We start from the raw sequence: 13,928 nt of genomic DNA on the forward strand, positions 1-13,928 counted from the left end.
TCAATTCCTCAGTTAACGCTCTTCGTGGATCAGGCTGCCGGTCAGGATGCAGAACACCCCCATGAGATCGGCATGGCGAATGGTGACCGCAGTCTGCTCATTCACCTTAGGTTTAGCATGGAACGCAATGCCCAGCGCGGAGGCTTTGATCATCAGCAGGTCATTGGCTCCGTCGCCGATCGCGACCGTCTGTTCCGGCGCGATATCAAAACGCTGCGCCAGCTTCTTCAGCGTATCGGCTTTATATTGTGCGTCGACAATCGGGCCCAGCACGTTGCCGGTCAGTTTGCCGTCGCGGATTTCCAGTTCGTTGGCGACCACGGCCGACAGATGCAGCTTATCGCGCAGGTATTCGGCGTAGTAGGTGAAGCCGCCGGAGGCGATAGCCACCTGCCAGCCCAGCGCCTGCAGCTTCTGCGTCAGGGTGGTTAAGCCCGGCATTAAAGGCAGCTCATCACGCACCTGTTTCAGAATATTGGCGTCTGCGCCCTGCAGGGTGGCAACGCGCTGACGCAGGCTGGCGCTGAAGTCGAGTTCACCGCGCATCGCGCGCTCTGTCACTTCTGCTACCTGCTCTCCGCTGCCTGCCAGTTTAGCGATCTCGTCGATACATTCGATCTGAATCGCGGTGGAGTCCATATCCATCACCAGCAGACCGGGGGCCTTGAGGTAGGGGATTTTACCCAGCGGCGCCACGTCCAGCCCGGCATCGTGCGCTAGTTTAGTCGCAAACGGCGTCAGCGAGCCTGCCAGGCGGATCACCTGATACTCATCGACGTTCCAGGCGCTGACAATCACCATCGCTGCACCCAGCTGATGCTGATAATCGGTCAGCCGTTGCTTATCCAGCCCGCGGCCATACAGCAGCCAGCCGGTGCGGCCAGCGCGATAATCCAGCGGCATCACTTCATCACCGCTAAGAGAAAGGGGCAAACCCGGCCAGAGAGAGACATCGGCGGGAAGATCGCACCAGGTTAAACGATTTGGCATCAGAGCTCCTGTAGGGACAACAAAACCACGCAAGAGGCTACCCTGTCTGCGTCGCTTCTGGCAACATAATCTCCAGGCTTTCTGTTGTGACATGACCCGGATGAGTAATGGCTAAAACCGCGCTGAAATTTCGCTTACATCGTACCGTGATCGTTCTCATCTCGATGACGCTGCTGGTCGCCCTGATGCAGGGCGTCTCCTGGTTCAGTACCGGTCATCAGATGGCGCGTTCTGAACAGGTCGAAGAGCTGGCTCATACGCTGACCAGTCAGGTGGCGTTCAGCCTTAAGCCGTTGATGGACAACAGTGAAAACAACCGTAATCAGATAGAAGCGATTCTGAATCAGATGACGGCGAACAGCCGCATTCTGGATGCGTCGGTGTATGACGGCGACGGCAGTCTGGTGGCGCACAGCGGAGAAAACATCAACGTGCGCGACAGGCTCGCTCTCGACGGGCAGCGTGCAGGCAGCTATTTCAACCATCAGATTGTGCAGCCCCTGGCCGGAAACGATGGCCCGCTGGGCTTTCTGCGCGTGACGCTGGACACCCATGTGCTGGTCACCGACTCACATCAGGTCGACAACACCACCAATATTCTGCGCCTGATGATGCTGCTGGCGCTGGCCATCGGCATTATCCTCTCCCGTACCCTGCTGCGCCACCGCCGTACCCGCTGGCAGCAGTCACCGTTCCTGCTCACCGCCAGCACGCCGGTGCAGGAGGATCGGGATGAAGATGACCCGAAGAAAGAGTAATGTCCGGCTCTGCTGAGAGGATAAAACGAGAAAGGCCCGCTCTGCGGGCCTTTTTTATGGGAACGTTGCGGATTTGCGAGATAGCTTCCCTTAGCCGATCAGCAGCGCTTCCAGCTCAGCCAGCGATTTGACCTGCCAGGTCGGTTTGATATGTTCCGGCAGCGGCCGGGTGCCATGATCGAGCCAGCAGGTTTTCACCCCGGCATTCATGCCGCCGAGAATATCGGATTCCGGCGTATCCCCGACCATCAGCACCCGCTGACGATCCGGATTGCCCATCAGGTTCAGCGCATAATCAAAAATCTCCACCGCCGGTTTTGGCACCCCGACCTGCTCAGAGATCACCAGCGCCGAAAAGTAGTCGCGGAAACCGGTGCGCTCCAGCCGCGTCTGCTGCAGCGCGGTAAAGCCGTTGGTGATGATGCCCATCTTTACCCGACCGTGCAGCTGCTTCATCAGGCTCACCGCGCCTGGCAGCGGCGTACAGATCTCGCCCATGGCGGTCAGGAAGCCGCTGTTGAGGATCTCCGGCGCGACGCTGAGCTTTTCGCTCCAGTGATTGAAACGCTGGGTCTGTAACTGCAACGCGGTAATCGTGCCGTTCTGATAATCGACCCAGAGCGGCTTGTTAACCGCCTGATAGTCGCTGTAATCCTGGTCGGAGAACTGCACGTCATAACCGGCGAACAGCCGCTGCAACCCGGCATAAGCATCGAAATGAAAAAGGGTATCGTCCGCATCAAACAGGATGCAATCCCACTGTTCTGACATTAAAGCTCCTTAGCACCGCTACAGCGTCAGCGCCATCATCAGGGCATCTTCACGCCCGCTGGCGGTGGGATAGTAGTTGGAACGACGGCTCACCTGGTTGAATCCCATCTGCTCATAAAGCGCAATGGCGGGCAGATTGGACGCCCGTACTTCCAGCCACAGCGTCAGCACATCGCGTTTTATTAACTCGTCGATCAGATGCTGCAACAGCTGACGGCCAAATCCCCGGCGCTGCCAGGCGGGATCGACCGCGATGTTAAACAGCGACGCTTCATCCAGCACCACCTGGGTAATGGCAAAGGCGGCCATTTTTCCTTCGGCATCCAGCCGTAAATTGAGGAAGCGCTCGCCCTGATTGCTGGCAAACGTCTGTTCACTCCAGGGAAACGCGTGACTGCGACGCTCGATGGCAAAGGCCTCGGCCCGATCGTCAGGGGTGAGTAAAGAGATGGCTGTCATGGTTACACATCTGTTGCCAGAGCGCGCGTCTGGCGACGCCGCTGCTGATCAGTTCATTGAAAGCGGCGCTGGTCAGTGCCACGCCATTAAAAGTCTGTGCACTCTCAACCCCAAGCAGCCAGCCGGCGCAGTTCAGCGTTTCCGGCAGCATCTGGAGTTGATCCGGCGTCACGGTCATCACCTGGGCGGGTTGAAGATTGAGCGTCTGCAGCACGTCGCGCATCAGCGGTTCATCCAGCCCGGGGGGCACGTCAGCGACAATGATTAACTGCGTGTCCGGCGCCAGCGTGACGGCAATTTCGCCCTGAAGCACGCGCGGGCGGCGCAGTTGATACTGCGTAATTCCCATTTGCTGTAAAAGCCAGTCGCGCCTGGACGTCATGGTGTTACCTGTTGGCTGCCTGAATGCGACGCTATGCTAGCAAACCCATCGAACATGCGCCAACAAACCACTATAATCCCCGCTCAGATCTTACAGGAGCTCTACATGTCTGCTTTTACCCCGGCCAGCGAAGTCATTCTGCGCCACAGTGATGAATTTACCGCCCGCCACGTTTTATTTGCTGGCGATTTGCAGGATGACCTGCCCGCTCAGCTGGAAACCGCCTCGTCGCGCGTACACACCCAGCAATATCATCACTGGCAAAACCTGAGCCGCCGTATGGGCGAACAGGCGCGTTATGGACTGGTTGCGCAGGCGGAAGATGTGCAGGGCTGCGATACGCTGGTGTATTTCTGGACCAAAAATAAGCCGGAAGTGCAGTTCCAGCTGCAGAATCTGCTGTCGCTGCTGCCGGTGGGCTGCGACGTGTTCGTGGTCGGTGAAAACCGCAGCGGCGTGCGCAGTGCAGAAGGCATGCTGGAGTCCTGGGTAACGCTGGAGAAGATCGACAGCGCGCGCCGCTGTGGTCTCTATCACGGTCGCCTCGACGCACAGCCTGACTTTGATGCCGGCGCCTTTGGTCAGCAGTATCAGATGGATGACCTGACGATTCACACCCTGCCAGGCGTCTTCAGCCGCGATGGTCTGGACAGCGGCAGTGCCCTGCTGCTCTCCACCTTTACGCCACACACCAAGGGAAAAGTGCTGGATATGGGCTGTGGCGCAGGCGTCATTGCCGCCTCACTGCATGCCCGTTCGCCTAAAGTACGCCTGTGGCTGTGTGACGTTCACGCGGCGGCGATTGAAGCGAGTAAGGCGACGCTGGCCGCCAACGGCATTGAGGGCGAGGTCTTCCCCAGCAACGTTTTCTCTGACGTCACCGGACGTTTCGACATGATTATCTCTAACCCGCCGTTCCATGAAGGCACGCAGACCAGCCTCGATGCGGCACAGGCATTAATTCGTGGCGCGGTGAAGCATCTGAACACCGGCGGCGAACTGCGTATCGTTGCCAATGCCTTCCTGCCCTATCCGCAGGCGCTGGATGAGGCGTTCGGCAGCCATGAAGTGATTGCACAGACTGGCCGCTTTAAGGTTTACCGTGCCGTCTATGGTCGCGGTGCGAAAACCCGTTAATCCTTTTTTCCGCTGCTGACCGCGTTGCCGGGCTGAAAATGTTGCTTTTTAGAGCGATCGTTTCAGCCCGACGAAATAGTTGTTGACGCAAAGAGTAAAATCTCTAGAATGCGCCTCCGTGGTTGTAACATTCTCAGGGTGTTACGGGTATGCGAAGGTGGCGGAATTGGTAGACGCGCTAGCTTCAGGTGTTAGTGTCTTAACGGACGTGAGGGTTCAAGTCCCTCTCTTCGCACCAAAATCACATGTTTCATATCGCGAGCACTGCGCGAAGGTGGCGGAATTGGTAGACGCGCTAGCTTCAGGTGTTAGTGTCTTAACGGACGTGAGGGTTCAAGTCCCTCTCTTCGCACCATTGCGGTGATATGAAAAGACAACAAGATGCGAAGGTGGCGGAATTGGTAGACGCGCTAGCTTCAGGTGTTAGTGTCTTAACGGACGTGAGGGTTCAAGTCCCTCTCTTCGCACCAACGTTGTCATCCTCCGGCTTTATTCATGTTTTCTTCCAGTTCTGACCGTTTCTTTGCCGTTTCAGGCTCGCCTTCTGATTTTTACACCTTCTCTGTTACGCCAGCATGACGCCTCTGCGCTGTTGCTAATTCAGATGAAAATTCACGGAAACCGCCGCCAGTCCGGTCGCTAATGCCAGGCAGGATGGCAGCAGCAGATAGTGACGCAGGCGCTGATGAAAGAGCATCACCACCGTCAGCAACAGCGCAACGATCATCACCATTCGCCACTGACTGAATCCCGGCTCCCACAGGGCAAACAGCGGCAGCGCTATGCACGGCAGCAGAACCCCCCACACACTATCCAGTTTTTTACCCAGTGCCCAGCTGATTCCCCACAGGCCGCAGGCCGCTACAATCGCTATCCCCATGACGCCAACCTCAAATGATAAGCATTCCCATTATCATATGACAGTTTTTCCCGTTCTGCAGCCTGTTTTTGGCTGGCCCGGCGCTGAAGATGACAGATCATCTGGAAAATGCTAGATTGCGGCCGATAACACCTTTAATAACAGCACTAGCAATATTTGCTCATTGTCCTGCAGCCCCCTCCTTTCTGCTGGCTTGCGCTTTGGTATTTCAGGGTCGTCACGAGTATTTATAATGAAATTACAATCATATGAAGAACTGAAGCAGAGTAAATACCGGCTTTCAGTGATGCTTTTCCTGTTTTTAAATATCGCCGTTTCCCTCTTTTATCTGCTGCCAATAATGAGCACGGAAAAAAGTGAGACGACGCTGCCGGTTATGTGTGTCGCCGCCTTTAGCTCCCTCACGTTAATTGCCCATTTAATCTGGCCCAAAGTTAAACTCCCCCTGTTAAATCCTGTTGCGCTGCTATTAGGGATCTTCTGGGCCTGGCATATTAATTATCGTTTCCATCTGGTGTTCTATTTTGATGGTGGCTTTCTGATTATCAGCCTGATCAGCGTGTTATTTATCAGCGCCATCGCCCTGAGCGATTATCTGGTGGCTTTTTGTCTGCACGTCGCCCCGCCCGTTCTGACCGTATTGCTGCTCGACAATGGTCAGCATCTGCCGCTTATTCTGCTGACCATCTCCCTGCCGCTGATCGGTTTTTCATTGCAGCACCTGATGCGCCGCCGGGCCGACAACTTTACCCTGCGTCTGATGCATCAGCTTTACGAAGAGAAAGAGACCTTCAGCGACCTCAGCATGCTCGATCCGCTGACCGGGCTGTATAACCGCCGTGGTCTGAAGAACCGGCTCGACAATATTCTGGAAAACCACGCCGGCAGCCATTTTGTGCTGTTGCTGGATATCGATTACTTCAAGGCCTACAACGACAATTATGGTCATGCGATGGGCGATCAGGCGCTGGCGCGGGTCTCTGTGGCGATCCGTGATGCGGTGCGTTCGCGCGATGTCGTTACCCGCTATGGCGGTGAAGAGTTCCTCGTGCTGATGACCAACGTGAACAGCTCCATTGCGATGAAGCTGGCAGAGCGCATCCGTCAGTATGTGGTGGATTTAGAGATCCCCCATCTGTTCAATGAGACTGTGTCAACGCACGTCACCATCAGCGCGGGGATTGCGCCGATTTACGACAACGAGTTCGACCAGGCCGTCGCCAATGCCGACAGTGCTCTCTACGTCGCGAAGAACCAGGGCCGGAATACCATTCTCGCCTGGGAAGATTTACCCAGAGAGGCACCTCGCACCGCAGAAGAGCCCGTATAACACGCTGATAACCGGCATCCGCCCCTGTTGATCTGACCGATCTGTCGCGGTCATCGCCGGGCTGATTTCTCCTCTCCTCCCCTGCTGTTTTTACCGCCAGCAACCGCACGCTTTTACGCCGCTTGTAGAGTTAATCAATAACGATTATCATTTGCTTTCTTATCTACACTTTTCGCGAGTCGTCATGGCAACCGCTTCAGCTCAGGAACAGCGTTTCAGCGCTCAGTCGATGATCTTCCGGCAGAATGACCGTCCACTGGCGGAAAGTCTGTATGAACGGCTGCAACAGCAGCGCAGCTATCTGCTGGATTCGACCAGGCTCAGCCAGTCAGCCCCGCGTGATGCGCAGACCCTTGCCGTCTGGTCACACGCTGACGCCTTCGCCCCGCTTATCCGGCGCTACAGTGACTACCTCTATCGCGATCATCCCGATGCGGTGCGTGAAGCGAAACCCGTGCTCTCACTCTGGGCGCAGTGGTATTTCGGCCTGCTGATCCCGCCGCTGCTGATGGCCCTGCTGCAGGAGTCCCGCGCGCTCGACTGCTCGCCTGAACACATTCGTGTCGGTTTTCATGAGCATGGCCATCCGGCCACCTTCTGGATTGATGTGCAGGAGGATGAAGAGGCGCGCTATCTCAACCCGCTGCAGCGCATCGACCGCCTGATTCAGCAGCATCTCATCCCGGCCGTAAATGGCATTACGCAGCATGGTGACATCAACGCCCGCCTGATCTGGAACAACATGGGGTTCACCTTCCAGTGGTTCCTGGGTGAGCTGAAAAGCCAGATAGATGAGACGCTGGTCCTGCAGCTGGAACAGGCGCTGTTCTTTAACCAGCGGCTGCTGGATGGCAGCGACAATCCCCTCTATCGCACCATGATCCCGCGTGACGGTGAACTGGTGCGGCGCAGCTGTTGCCAGCGCTATCGCATTCCCGATGTTCAGCAATGCGGCAACTGCACCCTGAGCAGCAGCTAAACAGACCCGATTCCCGCGAATTCTCCGTTTATCCCGTTTACAGGCACAAAGGCTTGTGGCAATTTTTACGCCTTCGATCAGCCTGGAGAGAAAGATGAGTCTGGAGTCTGTGCGCCAGTTCTTCGCCGAACACGCCCCTGAAATTGAAATTATTGAACTGGCAGAGAGCACCGCAACGGTCGGGATGGCCGCTCGCGCCCACGGCGTGACGCCAGGCGAAATAGCAAAAACCCTGTCGCTGAAAGTGAAAAACGAGGTGGTACTGATTGTGACGCGAGGCGATGCCCGGCTGGACAATCGCAAGCTGAAAGCGGCGCTGGGCGCGAAAGCGCGCATGCTGAGCGTTGACGAGGTGATTAACTGGACCGGCCACCCGGTAGGCGGCGTCTGCCCTTTCGGTCTGGAAAATCCCCTGACCGTTTACTGTGATGTTTCACTGCGCAGTTTTGAAGAAGTCTTACCTGCCGCTGGCGCTATCCATAGCGCCGTCCGCATTTCGCCGCAGCAGATGGCTGAACTGACGAATGCCCGCTGGATTGATGTCTGCGAAGCGACCTGACCCTTTACCTCTGCTCAGCTAATCAGGCGTCTGAAAGCCTGCTCAAGGATCGATAACAGCAGCGTGTTATCGACGCGATGCAGGACATGCACCGAGGCGCCGCACTGCTCGGGCACACCCACAGAGAGCCGGAGCGGCTGCCGATAACGCCAGCTTTTGCCGCGCGTGGCACCGGGACGCAGCTCAATGTCGACCCGGTAATCGATCCCTGAGGCGACCCGCTGATTCAGCAGCCAGGCGACCACCAGCGCATCGTGGATCCAGCATCCCGCCAGCTGACGGGTCTGCATCGAATAGTCGATCCACGGACGCAGCGTGTCGCGCACAAAGTCGGCCAGCGGATGATCGACGGCGGTCAGCCGGGTCAGATCCTGCTGGGTCAGCAGCGTCTGCGTGGTGACATCCATCGGCACCAGCGTTACCGCAGCACCACTGTGCAGCACCTGGTGCGCCGCTTCCGGGTCCAGGCCGAAGTTGGTGTCTTTGATATAGTCATCCAGCGCAAAGACGCCTCCCATGACCACAATCTCTGCCACCGATTCGGCCATCGCGGGATAGCGCTGCATCGCCAGCGCCACGTTCGTCAGCGGGCCAATCGCCACCAGCGTAATCTCGCCCGGATTGTCGCAAATCAGCCTGCCGATAGCGTCAGCCGCGTCAAATCCGTCCGCGCTGACATCGGCTGGCTGACGGACATCCTGCCAGAGATCGGCCAGCGCCAGCTGATTAACCCGGTTATCGAGCGTCTCGCGCCACGGCGCCGGATCTTCCTGCAGCGCCTGTGTCGCCCCCTGCACCACCGGGATGGTGAGTCCCAGCCGGGCTATCAGATCTTTCGCCACGCGCGCGCCCACCTCACTCGGCGTATTACCCGCCACGGTGGTGATTAATTCCAGCGACAGGCCGGGTGAGGCTAAGGCCAGCGCAATCGCCAGGCCATCATCGGTGTTGGCACCTGCAATCCCATTACCGGGATCGCAATCAATAATGATTCTTTTCATCTTCTTATACGTTAACTCTGAGATTGCGGCGTGCAGCCGCAGGATTCACCGATTTCAAGATAGTGTGGAAACTCCTTTAACTGGGCTTCGCTCTGCCCTTCTTTCAGCATGTGGATCGCCGCACGCGCCATCTCGCGCAGTGGCTGACGCACGGTGGTTAATGTCGGAACATGAAACGATGACTGATTGGTGCCGTTAAAGCAGACCAGCGCGACATCCTGTGGCACCCGGATCTGATGCTCCGAAAAGGCCCGCACTGCGCCAATCGCCTGACCTTCGTTGCTGGTGAACAGCGCGCGGGGCACGCAGCCACGGGCGATCATCGTCTGCACCGCTTCATATCCCCCCTGTGGGGTGTAGCTGGCGGGAAACATCAGCGATTCATCAATCGGCAGGCCGCGCTCCTGCATGGCATCTCGCCAGCCCTGAATACGATCCTGCGCGTTAAGCATATCGACCGGACCGGTGATGATGCCGACCTGCTGATAGCCGTGGCTCAGCAGATGTGCCGTGACCTGCCAGGCCGCCTGGCGCTCATTGACACGCAGCATGTTCACGCCCGGCTGAGGTTCCACCCGTTCCAGCATCACCAGAGGCGTGCCGCTCGCCTTAATCAGGTCAATGTAAGGATGGCGATCGACGCTGTTATAAAACAGGCCATCGACCTGCCGGTTGAGCAGCCCCTGAATAAGCTCCAGTTCGCGCCGGCGATCGTCACCGGCATCGCCCAGCAGCATGACATGACCGTGGTTCATCGACTCCTGCAACAGCACGTGCGCCATGGAGGCGACAAACGGATTGCCGATGTTCGGCACGACCAGACCAAAGGTTTTGGTGTTGCCGGACGCCAGCGCCCGTGCAGCCGCATTGGGCCGGTAACCGGTCGCTTTAATCGCCTCCAGCACCCGCTGCCGGGTCGCCTCGGCGACCGGACGCGGCCCGTTGTTAATGACATAACTGACAACTGCCACTGAGGTGCCTGCCGCTTTCGCCACTTCACTGCGGGTCACTTTTCCCGTTAACGACTTAGGCACATCACTTTCCTCCCTAAAAAAACAGGCCGCTTTACACGGCCTGCTGCTTATTTCGTTTTGCCCTGTCAGATGGCGTCATCAGGCAGATTGAGATCCCGCCCTCGCGTCTCAGGCGCAACAAAGGTGGTAAAGAATCCAATCGCGGCCATCGCCGAGAAGTAGACCGCAATCGGCCACCAGTGTCCGGTATAAGAGAGCATAGCAGCCGCAATCAGCGGTGCCGTGCCGCCGGAGAGAATCGAACCCAGCTCCTTCGCCACCGCCATTTTGGTGTAGCGATGATGCACGCCGAACATCTCCACGCCCCAGGCGGCCTGCACACCAAAAATACCCAGCGACGCCAGCCCCATGCCCACCACAATCACCGGAATGACCAGCATCGGTTCACGCGTATCCAGCAGCGTAAAAGCGGGCCAGGCGTAGAGCATCAGCAGCAGACAGAAGACGCGATACACGATCCGGCGACCAAAACGGTCAGAGAGCCAGCCCGCAAAAGGGATGATCAGGAAACCCAGCAGCGACGCAAGGAACACCGCCGTGGTCGGGACCGATTTATCCACCAGCAGAACCTTCGCGACATAGCCGACGATGAAGCCCTGCGACAGATAAGAGGGGCCGTTTTCACCGATGCGCAGCCCCACCATCGTCCAGAAGGCGCGGGTGCGCTGGAAGAACGGCCGCGTATCCTTCACCGGCGGGGTCGCCAGCACACCGGCGCGCGCCGCTTCCATCTCCGCTTTTCTGCGCTCAAAAACCGGGGTTTCGCGCAGATGACGCCGGATCCACAATGCCACCAGCGCTATCAGCGCACTGCTGAGAAAAGGAATACGCCAGCCCCACGCCAGCAGGCTCTGCTGATCCATCTGCACCACCAGCAGCCAGACCAGCGACGCCAGCAGTGTGCCGCTGTTAGAGCCCAGCGCGATAACGGAAGCGACCAGCCCGCGACGCTCTGCGGGCGCATACTCGCCCAGCATGACCGTACCGCCAGAGAGCTCTGCACCCGCGCCGAACCCCTGCGTGAAGCGCAGCAGGACCAGACAGGCGGGTGCCCAGACGCCAATCGTGGCATAGCTGGGGATTAAGCCGATAAAGGTGGTGGAGGCCCCCATCAGAATGATGGTGGTGATCATGACCGCCTTTCGCCCTTTGCGGTCGCCGAGCCAGCCGAAGAAAAGTGCGCCGATAGGCCGGGCAACGAAGCCGACTGACCAGGTGGCAAAGCTGGAGAGCAGCGCCATGGCCGGTGTCGATTCGGGAAAGAAGACATCGCCGAAGATGATACCGGCAGCCAGACCATAGAGCGCAAAATCCGCGTACTCCATCGCCGTTCCGAGCCAGCATGAGAATGTGGCGCGCCAGAAATCTTTGCGGCCTGAGGGGGTGTTAAACCGCGCATCGGCGGCTGAAGTGGATGACAGTGATGCCTGCTGCTTAACGGAATTGTGTGCCGTCATAACCCTATCCCTGAATGCGTATGCAGATCGATAAACGCCCGTCCATGGGTCGATTCCCTGATAAAAGCGGAATTCCCCGGTGGCGACGTTCAGTTGACTAACCATGATGAAAGGTTAAAGGATTCCCTGGTGTTGGAATCATCTGCCTCGCCCGTTTTCGCCGATCTTTTTTAACCGGTCACTTAAACTGAGCGAATGTAACTTAACAATCGATGGAGCCGACTGTGCATCGAGCACCGTGAGCAATCACTGGGGACCTAGTGTATCTACGCGCGTAGATAAATCAAGCGATCCCGCCGCAAAATGTTAGTCAGACTTCACTATCACAGTGCGTCATCATGGTTTTTTATCGCAAATTCAGCCAGTTAACAGCGCCTCACTTTGCACAAAAAAAAGTCATCACTCGCGTTAAGTCAGCACTTTCTCTAATCATTAAGCATGATAAACAGGCGGGGCTGCTTTCATCGGGCTCTGTTGTCGCACAGCTCTGTGACCGCAGGATGACACTCAGGCTCAGGCTGAAAAATCGCTGCGCGCGCAAATAATGCGTTACCCTGAAAAAAAGGCCAGGCAGAGAATGTATGACCATTATTCTGATGCGACACGGTAAACCCGATCATCAGGCCGCAGGCCGTCTGAGCGTGCAGGCGCTGGCAGACTGGTGCGAAGCCTACGATCGGTCACAGGTCAGTGACGGGCCGCCGCCGCGCACTGTCCACATTGCCCGTCAGGCGGCGGTTGTTGTCTGCAGTCCCCTGCCCCGCGCGCAGTCCTCCCTGAGTCAGCTTGGTCTGCAGCCGCATGAGGTGAATGCTCTGTTTAGTGAAGTTGCCGTGCCGATGCTGCGAATGGGCGCGATGCAGCTGCCGATTCTCTGCTGGCTGGCGCTGCTGCGGCTGCTCTGGTTCTGCGGATATGCGGGTGATGCGGAGTCCCTGCCTCATGCGCGCCAGCGCGCCGCGGCGGCGGCAGAAAAGTTAATCGGGTACTCCGCTCAGGGCACCGTGCTGCTGCTGGGCCACGGCATCATGAATAAGATGATTGCCCGGGAATTACGCAAACGCGGCTGGCAGGCGGAGAAGCATGCCAGCAGCCGCCACTGGAGTTCCGCGATCTATCATCGCCCGTTTATCTGATCGAGCGAAAAATAGCCCAGCACTTCACACCCCGTTCCCACGCGCGGCGTGGCAATCACTTTACGCTGCGCCAGATCGATCACGCTCAGCGTGCCATCATCCTGATTGGCAATCAGCAGCTGCTTTTTGTCGGGGGTAAAACAGCCATCCATCGGCATGTTACCCACCCCGATGTCACCCAGCGAGTTTAGTAAATCGTCAAACAGCGTGACCAGGGGTTCCTGATCCCCTATTGCCACCAGCTGTTCGCCATCGTCGCTGAAGCGCACTACCTGGCAGGGCTGCTGATGGCCCGGCAGCGTCAGGCGCTGACGGATGCGGTGGCTTTGCCGATCGATCACATAGAGCAGCGGCGCGTCAGCCGCGCTGGCAACCAGATAAGGGTGTTTCGGTGAGGCCGCGATACCGGCAATCGGGCCAGGCAGCAGAATGGTGTCGATGACCCGCCCCTCCGCCTCACACAGATCCACCACCGTGATGGTGGCATCCTCTTCGTTATCGGTGAAGAGCTTGCGGCCGCTGGGAGAGAGCGTCAGGCGATGCGCATTGTGCGAAGGGATCGGAATAACTTTTTCGACCTTATCACTCTGTGGATCGATCACCGCTACGGCGGCGCTCTCCTCACAGCAGAGGTAGACTTTACCGTCGCGCCCCAGCTGACCGCTGTGGGGTGCCCGCAGCGGCGAGAGATCGATAAAGCCGCTGATCGTCCGACGCGCTAAATCAATGACCGCCACTTTATGACCCGGATGGGGATTGTCGCCATGCACGCCGTCGCCATAGACCGGCACATAGGCTTTACCCCAGGGGGCCAGCATCAGGAGTTCATGCGGGCGCGGTGGAAAGGCGTTCAGTTCCCGCTCAACCGCGAACGTCTCCGGATTAAGAAACAGGACGCGATTGCCCCGCTTATCGACCGCCAGCAAACCCCATGATTCACTCTGCATGTGCGCTCCTTTCTCAGTAAGTTCTTCTTAAGCGTAGACAATGCGCTTCAGGCTGTCTGATTCGGCGGATTGATGAGCCGGGCTTACGTCACACATTAAGCGCAATCA

The 13,928-nt window shown here is 57.7% G+C and carries 15 protein-coding genes and 3 tRNA genes; 9 read left to right on the top strand and 9 right to left on the bottom strand.

From position 1 onward, the window contains the following. Positions 1-12: 12 nt before the first annotated feature. On the bottom strand, positions 13-990 hold the full coding sequence (gene serB, locus S7A_RS16045; protein ID WP_009092262.1) for a phosphoserine phosphatase: 978 nt from the start codon (positions 988-990) through the stop codon (positions 13-15). A 107-nt stretch (positions 991-1,097) separates the two neighbouring features. Between serB and S7A_RS16050 the strand changes: the two genes are divergently transcribed. Continuing rightward, entirely contained in the window at positions 1,098-1,748 is a 651-nt protein-coding gene (locus S7A_RS16050; RefSeq protein ID WP_009092263.1) for a YtjB family periplasmic protein, read from the top strand. Between the two features lie 90 nt (positions 1,749-1,838). On the opposite strand, the gene yjjG is transcribed toward S7A_RS16050, so the two are convergent. The 3 genes from yjjG to S7A_RS16065 are packed head-to-tail and all read right to left on the bottom strand — an operon-like array spanning position 1,839 to position 3,360. Beyond that, positions 1,839-2,519 carry a pyrimidine 5'-nucleotidase gene (gene yjjG, locus S7A_RS16055; RefSeq protein WP_009092264.1) on the bottom strand — a complete coding sequence of 227 codons (681 nt, stop codon included), beginning with the start codon at positions 2,517-2,519 and terminating at the stop codon, positions 1,839-1,841. An 18-nt stretch (positions 2,520-2,537) separates the two neighbouring features. After that, entirely contained in the window at positions 2,538-2,978 is a 441-nt protein-coding gene (gene rimI, locus S7A_RS16060; protein WP_009092266.1) for a ribosomal protein S18-alanine N-acetyltransferase, read from the bottom strand. Continuing rightward, the gene (locus S7A_RS16065; RefSeq protein ID WP_033736409.1) at positions 2,950-3,360 is read right to left on the bottom strand and encodes a DNA polymerase III subunit psi; all 411 of its coding nucleotides are present in this window, start codon (positions 3,358-3,360) and stop codon (positions 2,950-2,952) included. Before S7A_RS16065 ends, rimI begins: the two co-directional genes overlap by 29 nt. A gap of 105 nt (positions 3,361-3,465) precedes the next feature. Between S7A_RS16065 and rsmC the strand changes: the two genes are divergently transcribed. The 4 genes from rsmC (at position 3,466) to S7A_RS16085 (ending at position 4,967) form a co-directional block, all read left to right on the top strand. Beyond that, entirely contained in the window at positions 3,466-4,497 is a 1,032-nt protein-coding gene (gene rsmC / locus S7A_RS16070; protein ID WP_009092268.1) for a 16S rRNA (guanine(1207)-N(2))-methyltransferase RsmC, read from the top strand. A 151-nt stretch (positions 4,498-4,648) separates the two neighbouring features. Further along, a tRNA-Leu gene (locus tag S7A_RS16075) sits at positions 4,649-4,735 on the top strand. Positions 4,736-4,765: 30 nt separating this feature from the next. Then, a tRNA-Leu gene (locus S7A_RS16080) sits at positions 4,766-4,852 on the top strand. A 28-nt stretch (positions 4,853-4,880) separates the two neighbouring features. Then, a tRNA-Leu gene (locus S7A_RS16085) sits at positions 4,881-4,967 on the top strand. Positions 4,968-5,092: 125 nt separating this feature from the next. Here the strand turns inward: S7A_RS16085 and S7A_RS16090 are convergent. After that, positions 5,093-5,377 (bottom strand): DUF1435 domain-containing protein, encoded by a 285-nt coding sequence (locus S7A_RS16090; protein ID WP_009092269.1) that lies wholly within the window; start codon positions 5,375-5,377, stop codon positions 5,093-5,095. Positions 5,378-5,609: 232 nt separating this feature from the next. Here S7A_RS16090 and S7A_RS16095 point away from each other — a divergent pair, with 232 nt between their 5' ends. The 3 genes from S7A_RS16095 to S7A_RS16105 all read left to right on the top strand — a co-directional run bounded on the left by S7A_RS16095 (position 5,610) and on the right by S7A_RS16105 (position 8,245). After that, complete coding sequence (locus tag S7A_RS16095; protein WP_009092270.1) at positions 5,610-6,707, top strand: diguanylate cyclase; 1,098 nt, start codon at positions 5,610-5,612, stop codon at positions 6,705-6,707. 184 nt (positions 6,708-6,891) lie between these two features. Continuing rightward, positions 6,892-7,686, top strand: a complete 795-nt coding sequence (gene fhuF / locus S7A_RS16100) for a siderophore-iron reductase FhuF (RefSeq protein WP_033736411.1) — start codon at positions 6,892-6,894, stop codon at positions 7,684-7,686. Positions 7,687-7,780: 94 nt separating this feature from the next. Next, positions 7,781-8,245 (top strand): YbaK/EbsC family protein, encoded by a 465-nt coding sequence (locus tag S7A_RS16105; protein WP_009092273.1) that lies wholly within the window; start codon positions 7,781-7,783, stop codon positions 8,243-8,245. A gap of 14 nt (positions 8,246-8,259) precedes the next feature. Here the strand turns inward: S7A_RS16105 and S7A_RS16110 are convergent, their stop codons facing one another. From S7A_RS16110 to S7A_RS16120, 3 genes are all read right to left on the bottom strand, one after another. Continuing rightward, positions 8,260-9,246 carry a nucleoside hydrolase gene (locus S7A_RS16110; protein ID WP_009092274.1) on the bottom strand — a complete coding sequence of 329 codons (987 nt, stop codon included), beginning with the start codon at positions 9,244-9,246 and terminating at the stop codon, positions 8,260-8,262. Between the two features lie 11 nt (positions 9,247-9,257). Beyond that, complete coding sequence (locus S7A_RS16115) at positions 9,258-10,280, bottom strand: LacI family DNA-binding transcriptional regulator (RefSeq protein WP_009092276.1); 1,023 nt, start codon at positions 10,278-10,280, stop codon at positions 9,258-9,260. A 65-nt stretch (positions 10,281-10,345) separates the two neighbouring features. Further along, entirely contained in the window at positions 10,346-11,737 is a 1,392-nt protein-coding gene (locus tag S7A_RS16120; RefSeq protein ID WP_009092278.1) for an MFS transporter, read from the bottom strand. 581 nt (positions 11,738-12,318) lie between these two features. Between S7A_RS16120 and S7A_RS16125 the strand changes: the two genes are divergently transcribed. Continuing rightward, a complete protein-coding gene (locus S7A_RS16125) occupies positions 12,319-12,873 on the top strand; it encodes a histidine phosphatase family protein (RefSeq protein WP_009092279.1) in 555 nt (184 codons plus the stop codon). Here the strand turns inward: S7A_RS16125 and S7A_RS16130 are convergent. Next, positions 12,855-13,820: a hypothetical protein gene (locus S7A_RS16130; protein WP_009092280.1), complete on the bottom strand. Its 966-nt coding sequence runs from the start codon at positions 13,818-13,820 to the stop codon at positions 12,855-12,857. The two genes, S7A_RS16125 and S7A_RS16130, sit on opposite strands and share 19 nt — an antisense overlap. Positions 13,821-13,928: the final 108 nt, after the last annotated feature.

Origin of the sequence: Pantoea sp. Sc1 (assembly GCF_000255315.1) — a bacterium.
Classification (GTDB): domain Bacteria; phylum Pseudomonadota; class Gammaproteobacteria; order Enterobacterales; family Enterobacteriaceae; genus Pantoea; species Pantoea anthophila.

Coding starts and splice junctions, on each gene's coding strand:
- serB (WP_009092262.1), bottom strand. CDS start 990: ATGCCAAATCGTTTAACCTGGTGCGATCTTCCCGCCGATGTCTCTCTC.
- S7A_RS16125 (WP_009092279.1), top strand. CDS start 12,319: ATGACCATTATTCTGATGCGACACGGTAAACCCGATCATCAGGCCGCA.
- yjjG (WP_009092264.1), bottom strand. CDS start 2,519: ATGTCAGAACAGTGGGATTGCATCCTGTTTGATGCGGACGATACCCTT.
- S7A_RS16120 (WP_009092278.1), bottom strand. CDS start 11,737: ATGACGGCACACAATTCCGTTAAGCAGCAGGCATCACTGTCATCCACT.
- rimI (WP_009092266.1), bottom strand. CDS start 2,978: ATGACAGCCATCTCTTTACTCACCCCTGACGATCGGGCCGAGGCCTTT.
- S7A_RS16065 (WP_033736409.1), bottom strand. CDS start 3,360: ATGACGTCCAGGCGCGACTGGCTTTTACAGCAAATGGGAATTACGCAG.
- S7A_RS16110 (WP_009092274.1), bottom strand. CDS start 9,246: ATGAAAAGAATCATTATTGATTGCGATCCCGGTAATGGGATTGCAGGT.
- S7A_RS16095 (WP_009092270.1), top strand. CDS start 5,610: ATGAAATTACAATCATATGAAGAACTGAAGCAGAGTAAATACCGGCTT.
- S7A_RS16105 (WP_009092273.1), top strand. CDS start 7,781: ATGAGTCTGGAGTCTGTGCGCCAGTTCTTCGCCGAACACGCCCCTGAA.
- S7A_RS16130 (WP_009092280.1), bottom strand. CDS start 13,820: ATGCAGAGTGAATCATGGGGTTTGCTGGCGGTCGATAAGCGGGGCAAT.
- rsmC (WP_009092268.1), top strand. CDS start 3,466: ATGTCTGCTTTTACCCCGGCCAGCGAAGTCATTCTGCGCCACAGTGAT.
- S7A_RS16050 (WP_009092263.1), top strand. CDS start 1,098: ATGGCTAAAACCGCGCTGAAATTTCGCTTACATCGTACCGTGATCGTT.
- fhuF (WP_033736411.1), top strand. CDS start 6,892: ATGGCAACCGCTTCAGCTCAGGAACAGCGTTTCAGCGCTCAGTCGATG.
- S7A_RS16090 (WP_009092269.1), bottom strand. CDS start 5,377: ATGGGGATAGCGATTGTAGCGGCCTGCGGCCTGTGGGGAATCAGCTGG.